At 41.9% G+C, this 15,969-nt stretch carries 19 protein-coding genes; 8 read left to right on the top strand and 11 right to left on the bottom strand.

The window, feature by feature from the left end; genetic code table 11:
• Nucleotides 1-308: 308 nt before the first annotated feature.
• Nucleotides 309-2,087 (bottom strand): aromatic amino acid hydroxylase, encoded by a 1,779-nt coding sequence (locus AC1DUD_RS22290; RefSeq protein ID WP_477378469.1) that lies wholly within the window; start codon nt 2,085-2,087, stop codon nt 309-311.
• Nucleotides 2,088-2,188: 101 nt separating this feature from the next.
• Nucleotides 2,189-3,148, bottom strand: coding sequence for a lysylphosphatidylglycerol synthase transmembrane domain-containing protein (locus AC1DUD_RS22295; RefSeq protein ID WP_477378471.1), 960 nt, complete (start codon nt 3,146-3,148; stop codon nt 2,189-2,191).
• 258 nt (nt 3,149-3,406) lie between these two features.
• Here AC1DUD_RS22295 and AC1DUD_RS22300 point away from each other — a divergent pair, with 258 nt between their 5' ends.
• The 3 genes from AC1DUD_RS22300 to AC1DUD_RS22310 are packed head-to-tail and all read left to right on the top strand — an operon-like array spanning nt 3,407 to nt 5,797.
• Complete coding sequence (locus AC1DUD_RS22300) at nt 3,407-4,276, top strand: carbon-nitrogen hydrolase (protein ID WP_477378473.1); 870 nt, start codon at nt 3,407-3,409, stop codon at nt 4,274-4,276.
• A gap of 56 nt (nt 4,277-4,332) precedes the next feature.
• Nucleotides 4,333-4,686 carry a four helix bundle protein gene (locus AC1DUD_RS22305; protein WP_477378475.1) on the top strand — a complete coding sequence of 118 codons (354 nt, stop codon included), beginning with the start codon at nt 4,333-4,335 and terminating at the stop codon, nt 4,684-4,686.
• Nucleotides 4,687-4,699: 13 nt separating this feature from the next.
• A complete protein-coding gene (locus AC1DUD_RS22310) occupies nt 4,700-5,797 on the top strand; it encodes an agmatine deiminase family protein (protein WP_477378477.1) in 1,098 nt (365 codons plus the stop codon).
• 209 nt (nt 5,798-6,006) lie between these two features.
• On the opposite strand, the gene AC1DUD_RS22315 is transcribed toward AC1DUD_RS22310, so the two are convergent.
• Nucleotides 6,007-6,174, bottom strand: coding sequence for a hypothetical protein (locus tag AC1DUD_RS22315; protein WP_477378479.1), 168 nt, complete (start codon nt 6,172-6,174; stop codon nt 6,007-6,009).
• Between the two features lie 14 nt (nt 6,175-6,188).
• On the opposite strand from AC1DUD_RS22315, the gene AC1DUD_RS22320 reads away from it, so the two are divergent.
• Nucleotides 6,189-6,596, top strand: coding sequence for a LiaF transmembrane domain-containing protein (locus AC1DUD_RS22320; RefSeq protein ID WP_477378481.1), 408 nt, complete (start codon nt 6,189-6,191; stop codon nt 6,594-6,596).
• An 83-nt stretch (nt 6,597-6,679) separates the two neighbouring features.
• On the opposite strand, the gene AC1DUD_RS22325 is transcribed toward AC1DUD_RS22320, so the two are convergent.
• Both AC1DUD_RS22325 and AC1DUD_RS22330 read right to left on the bottom strand, forming a co-directional pair.
• Nucleotides 6,680-7,822 carry a hypothetical protein gene (locus tag AC1DUD_RS22325; RefSeq protein ID WP_477378483.1) on the bottom strand — a complete coding sequence of 381 codons (1,143 nt, stop codon included), beginning with the start codon at nt 7,820-7,822 and terminating at the stop codon, nt 6,680-6,682.
• A 29-nt stretch (nt 7,823-7,851) separates the two neighbouring features.
• Nucleotides 7,852-7,989, bottom strand: a complete 138-nt coding sequence (locus tag AC1DUD_RS22330; protein WP_158603979.1) for a hypothetical protein — start codon at nt 7,987-7,989, stop codon at nt 7,852-7,854.
• Nucleotides 7,990-8,039: 50 nt separating this feature from the next.
• Between AC1DUD_RS22330 and AC1DUD_RS22335 the strand changes: the two genes are divergently transcribed.
• The 4 genes from AC1DUD_RS22335 to AC1DUD_RS22350 are packed head-to-tail and all read left to right on the top strand — an operon-like array spanning nt 8,040 to nt 11,072.
• Complete coding sequence (locus AC1DUD_RS22335; protein WP_121224269.1) at nt 8,040-8,894, top strand: LiaF transmembrane domain-containing protein; 855 nt, start codon at nt 8,040-8,042, stop codon at nt 8,892-8,894.
• Between the two features lie 37 nt (nt 8,895-8,931).
• Nucleotides 8,932-9,267, top strand: coding sequence for a DUF4288 domain-containing protein (locus AC1DUD_RS22340; protein ID WP_110583047.1), 336 nt, complete (start codon nt 8,932-8,934; stop codon nt 9,265-9,267).
• Nucleotides 9,268-9,294: 27 nt separating this feature from the next.
• Complete coding sequence (locus AC1DUD_RS22345; protein WP_477378485.1) at nt 9,295-10,329, top strand: sensor histidine kinase; 1,035 nt, start codon at nt 9,295-9,297, stop codon at nt 10,327-10,329.
• Complete coding sequence (locus AC1DUD_RS22350; protein ID WP_477378487.1) at nt 10,326-11,072, top strand: LytR/AlgR family response regulator transcription factor; 747 nt, start codon at nt 10,326-10,328, stop codon at nt 11,070-11,072. Before AC1DUD_RS22345 ends, AC1DUD_RS22350 begins: the two co-directional genes overlap by 4 nt.
• A gap of 36 nt (nt 11,073-11,108) precedes the next feature.
• On the opposite strand, the gene AC1DUD_RS22355 is transcribed toward AC1DUD_RS22350, so the two are convergent.
• From AC1DUD_RS22355 to AC1DUD_RS22380, 6 genes are all read right to left on the bottom strand, one after another.
• Nucleotides 11,109-11,876 (bottom strand): NlpC/P60 family protein, encoded by a 768-nt coding sequence (locus AC1DUD_RS22355; protein WP_477378489.1) that lies wholly within the window; start codon nt 11,874-11,876, stop codon nt 11,109-11,111.
• A 3-nt stretch (nt 11,877-11,879) separates the two neighbouring features.
• Nucleotides 11,880-12,149: a hypothetical protein gene (locus AC1DUD_RS22360; RefSeq protein ID WP_477378491.1), complete on the bottom strand. Its 270-nt coding sequence runs from the start codon at nt 12,147-12,149 to the stop codon at nt 11,880-11,882.
• Between the two features lie 111 nt (nt 12,150-12,260).
• A complete protein-coding gene (locus AC1DUD_RS22365; protein WP_477378493.1) occupies nt 12,261-13,151 on the bottom strand; it encodes a flavin reductase family protein in 891 nt (296 codons plus the stop codon).
• 192 nt (nt 13,152-13,343) lie between these two features.
• On the bottom strand, nt 13,344-14,339 hold the full coding sequence (locus AC1DUD_RS22370; protein ID WP_477378495.1) for a fumarylacetoacetate hydrolase family protein: 996 nt from the start codon (nt 14,337-14,339) through the stop codon (nt 13,344-13,346).
• Nucleotides 14,340-14,503: 164 nt separating this feature from the next.
• Nucleotides 14,504-15,469 (bottom strand): SRPBCC domain-containing protein, encoded by a 966-nt coding sequence (locus AC1DUD_RS22375; RefSeq protein WP_477378497.1) that lies wholly within the window; start codon nt 15,467-15,469, stop codon nt 14,504-14,506.
• On the bottom strand, nt 15,466-15,786 hold the full coding sequence (locus AC1DUD_RS22380) for an ArsR/SmtB family transcription factor (RefSeq protein WP_091217982.1): 321 nt from the start codon (nt 15,784-15,786) through the stop codon (nt 15,466-15,468). Before AC1DUD_RS22380 ends, AC1DUD_RS22375 begins: the two co-directional genes overlap by 4 nt.
• Nucleotides 15,787-15,969 lie beyond the last annotated feature (183 nt).

Consider the following 15,969-nt stretch of genomic DNA (forward strand, 5'->3'; position numbering starts at 1 on the left):
TGTTAATATTTTTTTCTTCCCGTCATTGCGAGGTACGAAGCAATCCCAGATTAGCAGAGCGGCCCTGTAAAGTTTGGGATTGCTTCGTACCTCGCAATGACGCCTTAAAACCGATTGTCATGCTGAGGAACGAAGCATCTTCTTCGCTCTGTATAGCAACTCTGCTTATCTAAGAAGATTCTTCGCTATCGCTCAGAATGACAAAAACTTATTGGTTTAATGTCATTTCTCCTTCATAGTCCGCTGGATTAAATATCCGCAATGACAATTAGTTTTGACATCCGCAATTATATCAATAAATATCAATGCTAAACTACCAATTTTTGCTCAACCGGGTGCTTGATCAGGTAAAAACCATCGCTGATGAGTTTACCATATTCAGGTTCATTATGTCCTTTTTGTTCAAGAAAATGTTTGATCTCGGCAGCTAATGCGGGCTCGACGCCTTCATGGTCAAGTATTTCCAATATCTCCAAAGCACAAAGCCAATCGTCATGATGGTCCTTTTGCAGTTGTAGCCATACGTTACCTAAAAAGCCATAGTCACCATGGTTTATACGGCAAGTGCGCACCTGTTGATACAACCTGTGCAACTCTTTGATTTTATGATCGTGCGAGGCATGGTGGGTCTCTGTTTTTGATTTATAAACAATGGTTTCGTAAGCTTCCCTGTCGGCTGCCCCGCAAAATACCGAAACGATCTCTTCGCCAACAGCCATATCATAAACGCCCCAGGCCGGATCAAACAACACCATTTCATCTCTATCAGTCACGATGACTTCATCAAAAGTGATTACCATGATCTTTTCTGCCGACGAGAGGATATTTTTTACCCTGCCTTTTAATTTGATACCACTTTCAAAATGCAATTCGGTTTCCTGACCTTTTACTATACCCGCCTCTTTCAAATCATCTGCCGAAAAATCCTCCAAAGCAATATCATAACCTTTTAGCTTACCAACCGGCGAACTGAAACCATCCTTATGATAATCTTTACCGTGCCCTTTTAACTGTTTATTGTTCAGGGCCAGCGCCGTGGGGCCTGTGGTTTTAATAAAATAAGGTTTACCACCTGTATCGGTTTTAAAATCGATAATAGTGCCCGAAACGTGCAAGCCCGAACTGTAAACCGCTGTACAGGTATTTTTACTTTCAACTGCTTTTTTTAACCCATAAGCACCGCCTTTCCTGAAGGACATGGTGTTGGCAAACTCTTCCAGTACGTTAATCAGGTTCTGAAAATCGGGGGTTACAAAAAGCTGAGGCTGGGGCTGGGTGATATCATAGCTATACTTAACAGCATCAATGGTATACCAAAGTTTTTTGATATCCTTTTTCATACAGGTTGAGCTTTCACCGATGGATGAAAGCAGGCCCGCGCCATAGATCTTAGGCTGTTCTAACGTTCCGATCAGGCCATATTCTACCGTCCACCAATGGAGGCGGCTCAGGAGGGCCATTTCTGATGGTTCGCCCATGTTTTCCTGGCAATAAGTTACCAGCTCTTCTGCCTTGATAATTTCCTGTTCATCTGCATCAGGCATTTCTTTTAATATCGACAAAGCCCGGATGGCTTCATACAGCTCAAAGTCCTGCGCCGAAAACATGGCTTTAGCACCTATCGACCCAAAATAGCTCAGGTATTCGTGGTAATCCTTATCGGCAATAATAGGTGCATGCCCTGCTGATTCATGGATAATATCGGGCGCAGGGGTATATTCAATATGTTTTAACTGGCGTATATCGGCCGCTATCACCAGCACCCGGTAAGCCTGGTATTCCATAAAGGCAGCTGGCGGGATAAATCCGTCAACCGTAACTGCACCCCAGCCAATTTTGCCAAGGGCATCGTTCATCTCCTGCAAATTGGGGATATGTTCAATAGTTAGCCCGGCTTTTTGCAAACCGGGGATATATGGGTAGTAAGCTACGTCTTTAAGATAGCTATAATTCTGGCGCATCACGTAGCGCCACACCGCATGGTCAACGGGAGTATAGTGCTCGTAGTGCTGGTCGACTATAAATTGCTTTAAATGACCGGGCAATGCCGCAACCTGCGGATTATTAAAATCATTAAAATGGCTCATTGATAAACTGACGATTTATAATATAACGCCAAGTTTAGCAGTTGGTTGCCATGAAAACAAACTTCAGTTTATTATTATGAAATTAGATTTAAAACAGAATATTATTCTTCTATAGGGTGATTTTCCATCTTTGGTTCTTCTCCTTTTTTAAGCCTGCCGTCCAAACGCTTAGGAGCTAATACATAATATACTCCAAATAAAGCCACAATAATTGAGATGAGGTAAAATCCGAAGCTCAGATAAACCGCCATATCTTCGGCTAAGTTAAACTGGCGGGCCAGTGTAAGGAACAGCGCATCGCGAATACCGCCGCCGCCCAAACTAAACGGAATAATTGCCGCTAACGATGAAAAAAGAAATGACAGCAGATATGGAGCAAATTTACCGTTGAAATCCTGCGCAAGCAGTAAACAAACAATGGTAAGCAATTGCATGCTTTGTACGCCTATGGCTTTTAAATGCGCCTGTAAAAAGTTATGGGTATATTCTTTAAAAAACTTACGGGCTACAAAATAATAGATCACGGAACCAACCGATACTATACCAAGCGGCCAGGCCAGGTGATAGGGGAAACTCGGTATTAAAATAATCAGGCCCACAACAATAGCACCTATGGCCCAAAAACCACTTAACCTATCAAACAGGATAGCCCAGAATACTTTTTTGGTTGGTAAATTATAACGCTTGTGCAGCAGGTAAATTTTGTAGCCATCGCCGCCGATGCCGCCGGGTAATAACACATTATAGCACAAGCCAAGAAAATATAGGCGTAGGTTAAAGCGCCAGTCGAGCCGTAAACCGATAGACTTAAAGTAGCTTAATAACCGCCATGAAGAAAAAAGCATCGACCCGACATAACAGGCTATAGCGGCTGCAAGCCAGGCCCTGTCAGCATGTACTAAGCGATATTTAATTTTAACAAAAGGTACTTTACTGAAAACCCAGTAAAGCAAACCACCGGTTACTACTATGATAAGGATTACTTTTACTACGCCCCAAAGCTTACCTTTCCAGGTTTTGTGTTCGGCACCTTCGTCAATGATGTCTTCTGGTTGTGTCATTCGGCTGCAAAGCTATGTTATTTTTTTATTTGGATGTACAGGATAGTCAATTAACAATTTTTCTTCATTTTGTTTTCACAAATATTAAAACCAGAAAATCAGGTTATTATTACAGAGCGATTTTTTGCCTGGTTAATTTATCGTTCCCGCAGTTAAAAACATAACCATTGTAATCAAATATTCAACTCTGTGTAATCATAATATCAAATCGGTGAAATCCTAATAACAAAGTGTTATTTTTGCGCAAATTTTTTGGAGATGAGTAAAGTAAACGTTGGTTTAGTACAAATGACCTGTACTGCTGATAAACAGCAGAACCTGGAAAAGGCAATTGTTAAAGTAAGGGAAGCTGCTGCCAAAGGCGCGCAAATAGTTTGTTTACAAGAACTTTTTACCTCACTTTATTTTTGCGATGTTGAGGATTACGACAATTTTAAGCTGGCCGAAGCTATTCCCGGCCCGTCAACCGATGAGCTTTCGAAGGTTGCTGCCGAGCTTAATGTGGTAATCATTGCATCATTATTTGAAAAACGTGCACAAGGCGTTTATCATAACACCACCGCTGTTTTGGATGCCGACGGAAGCTACTTAGGCAAATACCGCAAAATGCACATCCCTGATGATCCGGGCTTTTACGAAAAATTTTACTTCACTCCGGGCGACTTAGGCTACAAAGTATTCAATACCAAATTTGCCCGTGTAGGTGTATTGATCTGCTGGGACCAATGGTACCCTGAAGCAGCACGTATCACCGCCTTAATGGGTGCCGATATATTATTTTACCCAACCGCCATTGGCTGGGCTACCACTCAGGACGAAGCTACCAATGTGGAGCAATATAATGCATGGCAAACCATCCAGCGTTCGCACGCGGTAGCTAATGGTATACACGTAGTAAGCGTTAACCGCGTAGGCGAAGAAGCCGGTGTGAAATTCTGGGGTGGTTCATTCTTTGCCAATCCGTTTGGTACAATCATTCACCAAACATCACATAATGATGAGGAAGTTGTGGTACAGGAACTGGATCTGGATAAATCTGATTACTATAGGAGTCATTGGCCGTTTTTACGTGACAGAAGGATCGATAGCTATCAGCCGATCACTAAAAGGCTATTAGACGAAGACTAATTCTTTTCAGTCCGAAAGTCAGCAAAGTCCGTAAGTCCGAAAGAAAAAGTTTTAGTATGAGTTTTAAGTTTGAAAAGCTAATTGTTTGGCAAAAAGCTGTTGATCTATCAGCTGAAATTCATGATCTTACTAAAACTTTTCCGAAGGATGAGCTGTTTATTTTAACATCTCAAATAAAACGAGCGGCTGACTCCATTTCGTTAAATATTGCAGAAGGCTCAACTGGACAATCTAACGCAGAGTTTAACAAATTTGTCGGTTACGCACTAAGGTCAGATATTGAAGTTGTGGGTTGCCTATATTTGGCACAAAAACGAAATCTTATTTCTGATGAGACTTTTGTAAAACTTTATCAGCAATGCGAAGAAATTTTAGCAATGTTAAATGGATTACGAAACTCTCTTAAATAACCAATTATATTAAATGTCATCTTTAAAAGATATATCAACTAAATCCGGGCTTTCGGACTTTCGGACTTTCGGACTTTCGGACTCGCCTTTGGCGCAAGGTTTTTCTTTCCCTGCCGAGTGGGCCAAACATACCGCTACCTGGCTTAGCTGGCCTCACAAGGAAGCTTCATGGCCAGGTAAAATAGATACCATTTACGCGCCTTATATTGAGTTTATCAAGGTAGTTACCGAAGGCGAACTGGTACGTATTAACGTGGTAAACGAGGACATGAAAGCCTCAGTAATTTTTCAGATGCAAAATGCAGGTGTTGATTTAAGCAAAATAGAGCTCTTTGAATTCCCTACTAATGATGCATGGTGCCGCGATCACGGTCCGGCGTTTTTGATAAATCCGACTACCAGGCAAAAAGCCATTGTAGACTGGGGATATAACGCCTGGGGCGATAAGTATCCTCCATTCGACCTGGATGATGTGATCCCTACCAAAATAGGCAACCATTTTGGTTTGCCGGTATTTAATCCTGGCATCGTAATGGAAGGAGGCTCGGTTGACTTTAACGGTAAAGGCACAATTTTAACTACTACCGCCTGTCTGCTCAACAAAAACCGTAATCCACAGCTTAATCAGCAACAAATTGAAAGCTACCTGCAAAACTATTACGGAGCAGAACAGATTCTTTGGTTGGGTGATGGCATTATAGGCGATGATACCGACGGCCATATTGACGATATCACCCGCTTTGTGAACGAAGACACCGTGGTTACCGTTGTTGAGGAAGACAAAAACGACGAGAATTATCACATCCTTCAGGAAAACCTCGAAACACTGAAAACCATGCGCCTGCTTAACGGCAAACAGCTTAACATTGTTGAGTTGCCAATGCCTGATGCGGTAATTTATGAGGATACGCGCTTACCGGCATCATACGCTAACTTTTATATTGCCAATTCGGCCGTGATAGTGCCTACCTATCGTTCAAAAAACGACGATAAAGCACTTGATATACTCACCCAATGCTTCCCCGACCGCAAGGTTGTTGGCATTGACAGCACCGACATTATCTGGGGCCTCGGCAGTTTCCACTGCCTGAGCCAGCAGGAGCCGGAATGATAGCCCAAAAAAAGCCTCCTAAATGGGAGGCTTTTTTTTATGTAAAAACTGTCATTTCGACGGAGCTGCGGTGGAATTGAGCATTGGGGCGAAAGAGAAATCTTATACGCCATCCAAGTCTCTGTGCATGGCGTATAAGATTTCTCCTCACGGCGCCGCGCACCCCTTACCGGTTCGTCGAAATGACAATGCGATTTTTATCTTGCTTGTTACGTCCTGTCCTTCTTCCAGTCTTGCTTCTTTAATCTTGACCTCTTGCATCCTGCCACCCTGCCTCTGTTTTCACCGCCTTTATCCCTTGCTTTACCGACATCTCCCCTTACATCGCCAAGTATTGATTGACCTGCCTGCTGCATCGCTGTAGATTTGGGTAACATTAAAACTTAAGACGATGAACAACGATATAATAAACACCGAAAACAAAAGAAATGGCAAAATCATGTTAGGAATAATTTTACTGGCAGCCGGTGGTTTATTTCTGATAGATCAGCTTGATGCCTTACTTATTCCCGATTGGCTTTTTAGCTGGCCGATGTGGTTCATAGCCTGGGGCGCTTACATGGGTGCCAAACATGACTTCAGAAAACCATCATGGATCTTCATGATACTGATAGGCGTGATATTCCTGATCAATGAAAACGTTTACAACGCCGACCGCATAACCTGGCCAATTGCACTTATCATACTTGGCGCATGGATAGCCATCAGGCCGGCCAAGCAAACCGACAGGGAGTTTTGGGAAAAGAACGAAAAAGCTAAACAGCATTTCGACTTTGAGCAACCTAAAACCGAAGCTTAAACTCAATCATCCATCATATATCAAAGCCTGGGCATTTTTAAAAAGCCCCGGCTTTTTGTTTATATCTGCTACTTGTTTAAACGTTATAAGGTCACATAAAACCAGGGCATTTTAAAAAGCCCTGATTTTTCCATTACATGCACTGTTGAGCCAACCTTTGTATGATAGTAAAAAGATTGGGGAACAGTGATATTTTCAATTTCGTGGTGTTGTCCCCAACTATCAATCTGGATATGATAACTCGTTGTTTTTTTATGAGACACGTACGCCTCTGTTACAATAGCAGGATACACATGCGGCTGAGAGCCGTCAAAATAACAATTGATATTAATAGCCGCACCTATGCCATAACCTCCTGCCAATATAATCATCAAGGCCAGCTGCCCTATTAAGGAGCCATATGTTTTGTTAAATCCCTTAATTATCAGTGGCGCCAAAAATATAGCACCCAAAATCAGGCATGGGATCAATAAATTTTTATAATTTAATATATGGTAATAAAAGACAGATTTCACCAAAAGCAGCAACACCCCCATGTATAAACCCATCAGCAGACCATTATATGCACTGTTCTTTTTTGAAATCAGAGTTATCAGCCCCCTGCCCAGGTAAATTATAATGATACCGGCCAAAGGATATAGCAATAAAATCACGTCAATGTCATTACTATCCAAAAACAAGAATAGAGCAATAAACATAAGCGCAATTGCCGAAAAATTGTAAATCCCCGACGTGCGGGTAGCGGTTTTAAATTTTATAGCCCGTTCTTCGCTGGTATAGCCCAATTCGGGATTAGTCAAAATTTGATCTTTTTCTGTCTCAAACTCTTCTTTGTTCAGGTCTCTGAGGTTTTCGCGTAACCATTTTGTTAATTCACCCAGGTTACCAATACTTGAATAATCGTTTATTTTTATCTTACTGTAGCCCAGTTGCACAGGCTCAATAACAATGATTTTTTGCATGATCCTGAAACCTTTAATATCAGCTCGTAAAAGTTCTTTAGTTCCAAATACATTAGTCCTTACTATGCTGTAATCAGTAATTGTAAGCTTACTTTTAAACTGATTTATTAATGTAGCCACACCAACTGTTCCAAATAAAATAGGGAGTATAATAAGCCCGTTAGTGGCTTTTGGTAGCATGAACAATGAAAAAACAATTGCAGCTATTGCCATTGCGCTATAAAATATTCGCCAGCCTGTTGATAGGGTGTATTCCTGTTCCATTTTTTGATCTGATAAGTTTAGTGGGTTATTTAATGATAAAAAACCGTGGCAACATACAAATTTTTATTTTTGCCGCATGATAAAATATCAACCGCAACTTTTTCACCGCCAAAACATCCCCCTTTACCGATTTCTTTAAATATGTCACCAGTTTTTGTTTGGCTCAACTATAATGTTACCTTAGTTTTGGATATGATTTCAATTTGCAGATAATACAATGAACAACGATATAGAACATCCAAAAGATCCCAACAAAGGCAAGTCTGTTGCCGGGATCATTTTACTTGCTGTAGGCGGCATATTGCTGCTTCAGCAATTCCGAATTTTTTTCATACCCGATCATCTTTCCCTGTGGCCTTTATGGCTTATTTTCTGGGGTGTATATGTAGGTGCCAAGCATAATTACAAAAAAGCATCATGGGTTATGCTGGTAGCTTTAGGTACTATATTCCTGATAACCCAAAACGTCAACGACTCCGGCCGTATAGTAGGCCCCTTAGCAGTAATCGGCTTCGGTATGTGGCTGATATTAAGGCGTAATAAACATTTTGATCCGCAGCAATGGAAAAACGATTTCAAAGGAGATAAATGGACCAATTGGGATAAAAAAGAACCCTTTCAATTTGAAAAGACAGAACCTGTTGATTATACCGTAAAAGACGAAGGCGACCCAATTCCTCCGGTTGATCCGTATGCTCAAAAACAGCAGCAGTACAACACCAAATACTCCGGTGATGATTATATCGATACCGTATCTATTTTTGGAGGAGTTAACAAAACCATTCTTTCCAAACAATTCCGCGGGGGCGATATCGTTAACATATTTGGCGGCGCCGAGCTTGATTTTACACAGGCTGATATCAACGGTCGCATCATAATTGATATAACCCAGATCTTCGGCGGCACCAAAATTATTGTGCCATCAAACTGGCAGGTTGTATCTGACCTGGCAGCTGTTTTTGCCAGTGTAGATGATAAACGCATCAGGAGCACAGCAAGTGTAGGCAGCGAAAAGGTGCTGGTACTTAAAGGTGTATCCATATTTGCGGGTGTTGATATCCGCAGTTATTAATTAATCAAACCAGCTATTAACAATAAGCATTAACAATATGAACTGGTATGTAGCAAAATTAGTTTTTAGGGTGATAAGCGGGGATGGCGACCATCAGGCGCAGTTTGATGAGCAATTAAGATTGATAAGTGCGGATAACGAACTGGTGGCTTATGAAAAAGCCAACCGCATAGGTCACGCCAACCAGGATAGCTTTAAAAATATTGAAAAGCAAACCGTTAAATGGCAATTTATTGATGTGGCCGAACTTAACCAGCTTGGCGAACTTACCGACGGCACCGAGTTGTATTACAACATACACGAAACACCTGATGCCGACCTTTATATCGCCTGGGCGCATCATAAGTCGGCCTTATTAGGCATCAGAAATTAAACCTTAAACCACAGAAAGCAACCCGTTTTGGAAGTCCCATCAATACAAACATCAAAACTATACGCGGCATTTGTAATATGCGGCCTGGCCTGGGCTGCATTGCAAACGTATATCATTCATAGTTTTGGGTTTTTATGGTTCACCGCCGCAACCGATGGCCTAATGAGCGCCATATTGCTTTCATGTGCATGCTGGCTTATCAATAATAACTTGCGCTACTACCAACCGGGTAAGGGCAGCTATATTAACCTGTTTATATGGTGCGTGGCGCTCGGCGGTATTTGCACAGCCGGCTGCCGTTACCTTTTACCGCTTATTAATACCGACCAGATCTACACCGGTTTCCTGGCCCAGTCATTAACCATCCGCTTTTTTACCGACTTTTTAGCTATCGGCTGGATGGCAATGATCAGCTTACTATGGTTTTCACAACTCGATCAAAAAGAAACATTGAAACGTAAAACCGAAGCCGAGCAATTGGCCCGCGAGGCAGAACTATATAACCTGAGGCAGCAATTACAACCCCACTTCCTGTTCAACAGTCTTAACTCCATCAATGCCCTTATCGGCTTTAAGCCCGATGAGGCCCGCAGGATGATCCACCAGTTATCCGACTTTTTACGGGGAACACTTAAAAAGGATGATCAGTTACAGGTTAGTCTTACCGAAGAATTGGCGCATCTTAATTTATACCTCGATATAGAAAAAGTGCGCTTTGGGCACCGTTTACAAACAGAGATAAGCTGTGACCCCAAATGCGGATCTGCAATATTACCATCTATGCTGTTACAACCTTTGGTTGAAAACGCTATTAAATTTGGCCTCTATGATACTATTGGCGATGTTACCGTAAGTATTCGTGGTGAGATTGAAGATGGCTACCTGAATTTAATGGTACAGAACCCGTATGATCCACAAACATCAAAACCAAAAAAAGGTACAGGTTTTGGTTTGCGGGGAGTGCAACGGCGATTATATTTGCTGTATGCCCGCAATGATTTAATGGAAACCCATGCGAGCGATGATCTGTACACAACCATTATAAAAATACCGCAACTATGAAGCGAGCTTTAATTATTGACGATGAACCTTTAGCCCGCATGGTTGTAAGGGAATACCTGCTTGATTTTAAAGACATTGAACTTATACAGGAATGCAACGATGGCTTTGAAGGCCTCAAAGCTATTCAGCAATATCAGCCCGACCTTGTTTTTTTAGATATCCAGATGCCTAAAATTACAGGCTTTGAAATGCTTGAACTGGTTGAGCAGCCCCCTGCTGTAATATTTGCCACCGCCTTTGATGAATATGCCATAAAAGCTTTTGAGGCCCACGCGGTTGACTATTTATTAAAACCCTTCAGTAAAGAGCGTTTTAATAAAGCGGTTGAGAAATTCCTTGCTTCGGCAGCTCCAAAACCTGCTGTTAAACAAACAGAAGAATTATTGGAAACTGCCGCTACCCAATCGCCAGCACAGCACGAGCGCATCGTGGTAAAAACGGGCACCAAAGTAAAGATCATCCCCGTTGCTGATGTGGAATACCTGCAAGCCGACGACGATTATGTAAGCGTGATCACCAAAGAAGGCTCATACCTCAAAAATAAAACCATGAGCTTCTTTGAGCAAACGCTTGACCCTAATCACTTTGTACGCGTTCATCGCTCATACATCGTAGCTATACAACAGATCACCCGTATTGATCCATACGAAAAAGACGCCCACCTGGCTATCCTGAAATCGGGTGCTAAGATCCCGGTAAGTAAAACGGGATATGTGAAGTTGAAACAGGTGCTGGGGATATAGACTACTCCAGATAAAACCCGGTTTACCGGGTTTTATTTAATCATATTCAACCCTATAATAACCAATGAAAGGAAAATATTCTGTATTCACGTTTATGGTATCATAAATACCTAAAGGGAATGCAGCCTGTAAAGTCCCTATGGCAATACCCCGCCCCTTTGGATTACCCTGACCAAGATAAAAGAAACCAAAGCTTCCTATCTGCCCTCTATAAAAAATAAGATCTCCGGGTAAAGGATTATTAACTTTTTTATACTGTTTCATTATGGTTACCGAAAGTGGTTCGGCATTATTTCTGGCAATATTAATACCTGTTTGTTTTAATACATATTGAATGTAGCCTGGCGAATCAAAACTTGATTTGGGCGTGTTCTTACCCAATTCAAAGGGAATTTGTTTCCAAGTGGTTAAAAGCGCTATTGTTAACGCTAATTTTCTTTTGCCAGAAGGTAAATTAATAATAGTTTTCTGAATATCCGCCCAATTAATACTACCGCCATCGGCAAAGGCATTCCCCTGGTTGGCCTGAGTACTTTCCATTAAGCCTATTAAATATTGGTTGAGCTGTGATTGGTCGAGCTTTAATCCGCTTATCTTGTTTTGCAGTTCGGCTATTGCTTTTTTCTGTTTGCTTAAACTATCTGTAGATTTTCTAAGTTCAAACTGTATCTTCTTTAATTCCTTGTTTGAATTAAACAAATTGTAGCTGGCAAATAATAAAGAGGTAATAAAGATCAGGATGCCAATGAGGCTGATGATGGCCGATCTGCGCGAAGACTTCTCAAGGTTGTCCAGATCGTTCATCTTTTATATTTTACCTGTTACTATGATTTTTAAGGCCTGATCCCACATGCGTAAAAGGCGGCCACCAGTATATGTTATCAAACCTGAAGAACCAAACATCAAGGATAGTTCGGCCTTTCCCGCCTCTTTATTATAGATCATGAGCGAAATAGCTACAAGTAAGATCACCAGCGAAATACCGGTAACAGCAAGGTGAATAAACCGTTCAAACTTAAACAGCCTTACTAGTTTTTCAACAATTGAGTATCGTTCGTTTAACTCTTCCTGCTTCATAATAACTCATTATTAGCATGTTATACGAATTTATGAAATAATCTTGCATTTCAGCTTTGTTATTTCACAATTATTCGAGCGAGTATCAGGAGTACTTAAATTTTTGTAAAACTACTCCATTAACAACACCATCAAAGCCTCCGCTACTCTTTCCTCTCCCAGCAGTTGTTTGGCTTTTAAGTGTAACTGTAACTCGCGGGTTTGGCTATCGCCGATGGTAGCGTCAAGTACTTCTTTTATTTCTGGAGTAAGCGCAAATGCTTCGATAGCTTCATCGTTAGGTATAGCCTCCAGATTACCTAACTGTCCGAGGTTATTACCTGTAAGTACCCTCGAGTTACGAATGGCATAAGGCAGTGCATCAACCCCAATACCTATTTTAGTGTTTGGTTTGGCTACCCTAAAGAGGTTATCTTTAGTTACACGGCAATACCAATCTCCGCCGAGGCGGGCTACCAGGTCTATTTTTGCCTGATCTATTTTGCCCTCTGCATCTAAAACGGCATCACTGATGTGCATCAGCTTGATTTCGGCAAGTACGAGGTTCCCGGCACCATAACTTTGTCCTAATTCAATTACCTCATTCACCACACATTCCAGCTGCACATATGATTCGGCTACGCGCGGAGGTTTTACCAATTGCGATGGTACTGGCTTTAAGCCCGATTTGATAAACTCATTAATGCCCTGCGGGTATTCTACACTGAACAGTGAGGTTTGCTGCACCATATCGTAATTAACGATATTGATCACGCATTCGGGCACCTCCCTGATATTTTCGAGCGTGTGTTTGGTAGTATTATCCCTCACCCTGCGCGAAGGCGAGAACACACATATTGGCGGGTTAACGCTGATAATATTAAAATAGCTGAATGGGCTCAGGTTCACGTTCCCGGCCTTATCAACTGTAGAGGCCAGGCAAATCGGTCGGGGTGCTACCGCAAAATTCAGGTAGCTTTGAAGCTGAAGAGGCGAAAGATCAGATATATTGATGGTGGGCATGGATTTTCTTCACAACCATCATTGCGAGGTACGAAGCAATCCCCGATTGGCAGAGAACCTATGCAAGTCTCCCTGTATAGTTTGGGATTATTAATACTTATAATTTGTTTTTTATAGGTATTTATGAGCTTCCTTCGGTCGGTTGTCTTCGTACCTCGTAATGACGCGTTTTTTAATTTATATTATTGGACTTTACTTCTTCAATTTCAAAATCGAAAAATCACTATCAGCTTTCTTAATAATATTGCCCAGCATGCCTAAACCGGTGATCTCCATTTCTACTAAGTCGCCGGGTTGTAACCATTGCGGTTCATAGTCAGCATTGTTAAGTACGCCTGTACCGTTCAGTTCAAGAAAACAGCCGGTGCCAACAGTACCTGAACCTATTACATCGCCAGGTAACACATCACAACCATAGGCAGCGCGCTCAATGATCTCGGCAAAGGTCCAGTCCATATCGGCCATATTACCTGCCGATACCTGTTTACCGTTCACCACGCACTTCATTTCCAGATTATATGCACTCCCTGTATGCCCGGGTTTTGCAGGCACTTTGTATTGCTCCAGTTCATCGGGCGTTACCAACCACGGACCAATCACTGTCGAAAAATCCTTGCCTTTTGCCGGGCCAAGGTTCAGCAGCATTTCTTCCATTTGCAGGGTACGGGCACTCATATCGTTCATGATCATATAACCGGCAATAAAACTATCGGCTTCGGCAGCTGTAATGTTACGGCCTTTTTTATTGAGTACCACGGCAACCTCCAGTTCAAAATCGAGCTTTTGGAAATGATCAGGCATGCATTCAATTTCGCCGGGACCTTGTATGGCATTGTGATTAGTGAAGTAAAATATAGGGTACTGGTCAAACTCCGGTATCATATCCAACTTACGGTTGCGCCTGGCCGAAGCCACATGCTGCCTGAACGCATAACCATCGCGACATGATGTTGGGTGCGGTACAGGGGCGGTTAGTTCAAAAAACAATTCCTCTTTAGCCTCTATTTTCCCCGACCGGATATCTTCATTAACCCGTGCAGCGTGTACCATCAGTTCGGGCCCGCCCCATAAAAATTCGTTCATGTTATCGGGGATCAGCTTATCGCATGAGTTTAAATTATAGATATGGCCATTAACAAAAACGCCAAGATGTTCGCGGTCTTCGGTTTTATAGGATACTAATTTCATAGAGTAGCTTAATTGGTATGATCAAAGCTAATGATTTTGGTTGATGGGGGAAAGGTGATTGAATGAATAGTTGAGTAGTTAATTGGTTTTGATTGTGGCTGCGGCGTAGTTTCTATTTACCAGAAAATTCCTAATGGACATTCTTTAATAATCGAAATTCCAGTTTAGACTTTTTGGTAATTCAGCATCCAGTTAATACCATACTTATCTGTAAGCTCTGCGAAGTATGCTCCAAAGAACATATCGCTCAAGGGCATGCTCACCTTGCCTCCGGCCGAAAGTTCGTTAAACAAACGTTCAGTTTCTTCGCGGCTTTCGGGTTCAACGTTAATGTGCATATTATTACCGGTTTGTAATTTGAAACCCATGCTTTCCGGCGCATCGGTTGCCATCAGTACGTGGCCGCCCATAATGGTAAGTTCACCATGGATGATCAATTTCTTATCAGCTTCGTTCATCTGAACCTCAGCAGGCAATTCTATATCACTAAAACGCGTAAGTTTTTTGCCGGTAAATTCGCCCTTAAAAACCTCTTTGTAAAAGTTTAAAGCCTCTTCGGTATTGCCGGGAAAGTTTAAATAAGTTGTAACCCTTGCCGAGTTATTGGGCTTCAGATCTTTCCTGATTTTGAAAGCCGTACTCAGGTAATGATCAAGGTTGCTTAAGCCGGCAGTGAAACCTTCCTGGAAGCCCATGCCAACAATGGCTTGCATATCCTCCACTTTATCAAAATAAATATCTATGTTAACGGTGGTGTGCTCGCCCTCGCCGGTAAAATTCTTTTCCCAGTTCATGACAGGGAAATTTGTATTTGTTACACCATTTTCATCACTAAATGAAACCGCGTTGGTGATTTTTTGCGCTGTGATGATGGTTTTGTATTCTTCCTTGCACCATGTGGGATGTTCTGTGTGCTCAGGGCCAACCATTTGATACAGCCAGTAACCACCTTCCCTGAAGTCCATGAATTTGGTTTCGGCGCGATAGGGTTTAGGGGCCCACCACTGGTCGAGGATCTCGCTTTCGGTCCAGGCCTGCCATACTAAACTGATCGGCGCATCAAAAGTTCTTATCACATTTAGCTTTTTGTTTTGCAGGTCTTTGGTAAATACAGCTTCGTTGTTTGTCATGATTGTTTGTTTTTTAGGTTTTGTAATACGTTATCTAACTGGCTAAAGCGCGTTTCCCACAGGGCGCGGAACTGGTCCATCCAAACATCCACTTCTTTCATTTTTTGAGCGTTAAAATGATAATAAATTTCGCGGCCGGTTTGTTTTTGGCTAACCAACTGGCATTCGCTCAGGATTTGGATATGTTTGGATACAGCCTGACGGCTGCTTTGAAAATGTTCGGCAATGGCGTTGGGCGTCATGGCCTGCAAAGCCAGCAGGCTAATAATAGCCCGGCGGGTAGGATCGGCAATGGCCTGAAATACATCTCTTCTCATAAATAATTCCTATTTGCAATCAAATGATTGCAAATATATATGCAATTAATTGGTTGCGGAAATTTATTTTAAAATTTTAAGGCTAATTGTATTTTTCAAATAGAGGTCTCGAAATTAAGGGCAGGTTTTAATGGGAATGGGTAGTAGGGTTTTTAAACTCAAAGTTGTTTGATATGGCTATAC

The sequence above is a fragment of the Mucilaginibacter sp. P4_A11 genome, from assembly GCF_056402535.1.

Excerpts from the sequence above, each read along its gene's own strand:
- AC1DUD_RS22310 (WP_477378477.1), top strand. The coding sequence starts at position 4,700 with ATGTCATCTTTAAAAGATATATCAACTAAATCCGGGCTTTCGGACTTT.
- AC1DUD_RS22360 (WP_477378491.1), bottom strand. The coding sequence starts at position 12,149 with ATGAAGCAGGAAGAGTTAAACGAACGATACTCAATTGTTGAAAAACTA.
- AC1DUD_RS22315 (WP_477378479.1), bottom strand. The coding sequence starts at position 6,174 with ATGTTACCCAAATCTACAGCGATGCAGCAGGCAGGTCAATCAATACTT.
- AC1DUD_RS22295 (WP_477378471.1), bottom strand. The coding sequence starts at position 3,148 with ATGACACAACCAGAAGACATCATTGACGAAGGTGCCGAACACAAAACC.
- AC1DUD_RS22325 (WP_477378483.1), bottom strand. The coding sequence starts at position 7,822 with ATGGAACAGGAATACACCCTATCAACAGGCTGGCGAATATTTTATAGC.
- AC1DUD_RS22375 (WP_477378497.1), bottom strand. The coding sequence starts at position 15,469 with ATGACAAACAACGAAGCTGTATTTACCAAAGACCTGCAAAACAAAAAG.
- AC1DUD_RS22370 (WP_477378495.1), bottom strand. The coding sequence starts at position 14,339 with ATGAAATTAGTATCCTATAAAACCGAAGACCGCGAACATCTTGGCGTT.
- AC1DUD_RS22335 (WP_121224269.1), top strand. The coding sequence starts at position 8,040 with ATGAACAACGATATAGAACATCCAAAAGATCCCAACAAAGGCAAGTCT.
- AC1DUD_RS22320 (WP_477378481.1), top strand. The coding sequence starts at position 6,189 with ATGAACAACGATATAATAAACACCGAAAACAAAAGAAATGGCAAAATC.
- AC1DUD_RS22340 (WP_110583047.1), top strand. The coding sequence starts at position 8,932 with ATGAACTGGTATGTAGCAAAATTAGTTTTTAGGGTGATAAGCGGGGAT.
- AC1DUD_RS22305 (WP_477378475.1), top strand. The coding sequence starts at position 4,333 with ATGAGTTTTAAGTTTGAAAAGCTAATTGTTTGGCAAAAAGCTGTTGAT.
- AC1DUD_RS22380 (WP_091217982.1), bottom strand. The coding sequence starts at position 15,786 with ATGAGAAGAGATGTATTTCAGGCCATTGCCGATCCTACCCGCCGGGCT.
- AC1DUD_RS22355 (WP_477378489.1), bottom strand. The coding sequence starts at position 11,876 with ATGAACGATCTGGACAACCTTGAGAAGTCTTCGCGCAGATCGGCCATC.
- AC1DUD_RS22350 (WP_477378487.1), top strand. The coding sequence starts at position 10,326 with ATGAAGCGAGCTTTAATTATTGACGATGAACCTTTAGCCCGCATGGTT.
- AC1DUD_RS22300 (WP_477378473.1), top strand. The coding sequence starts at position 3,407 with ATGAGTAAAGTAAACGTTGGTTTAGTACAAATGACCTGTACTGCTGAT.
- AC1DUD_RS22365 (WP_477378493.1), bottom strand. The coding sequence starts at position 13,151 with ATGCCCACCATCAATATATCTGATCTTTCGCCTCTTCAGCTTCAAAGC.
- AC1DUD_RS22290 (WP_477378469.1), bottom strand. The coding sequence starts at position 2,087 with ATGAGCCATTTTAATGATTTTAATAATCCGCAGGTTGCGGCATTGCCC.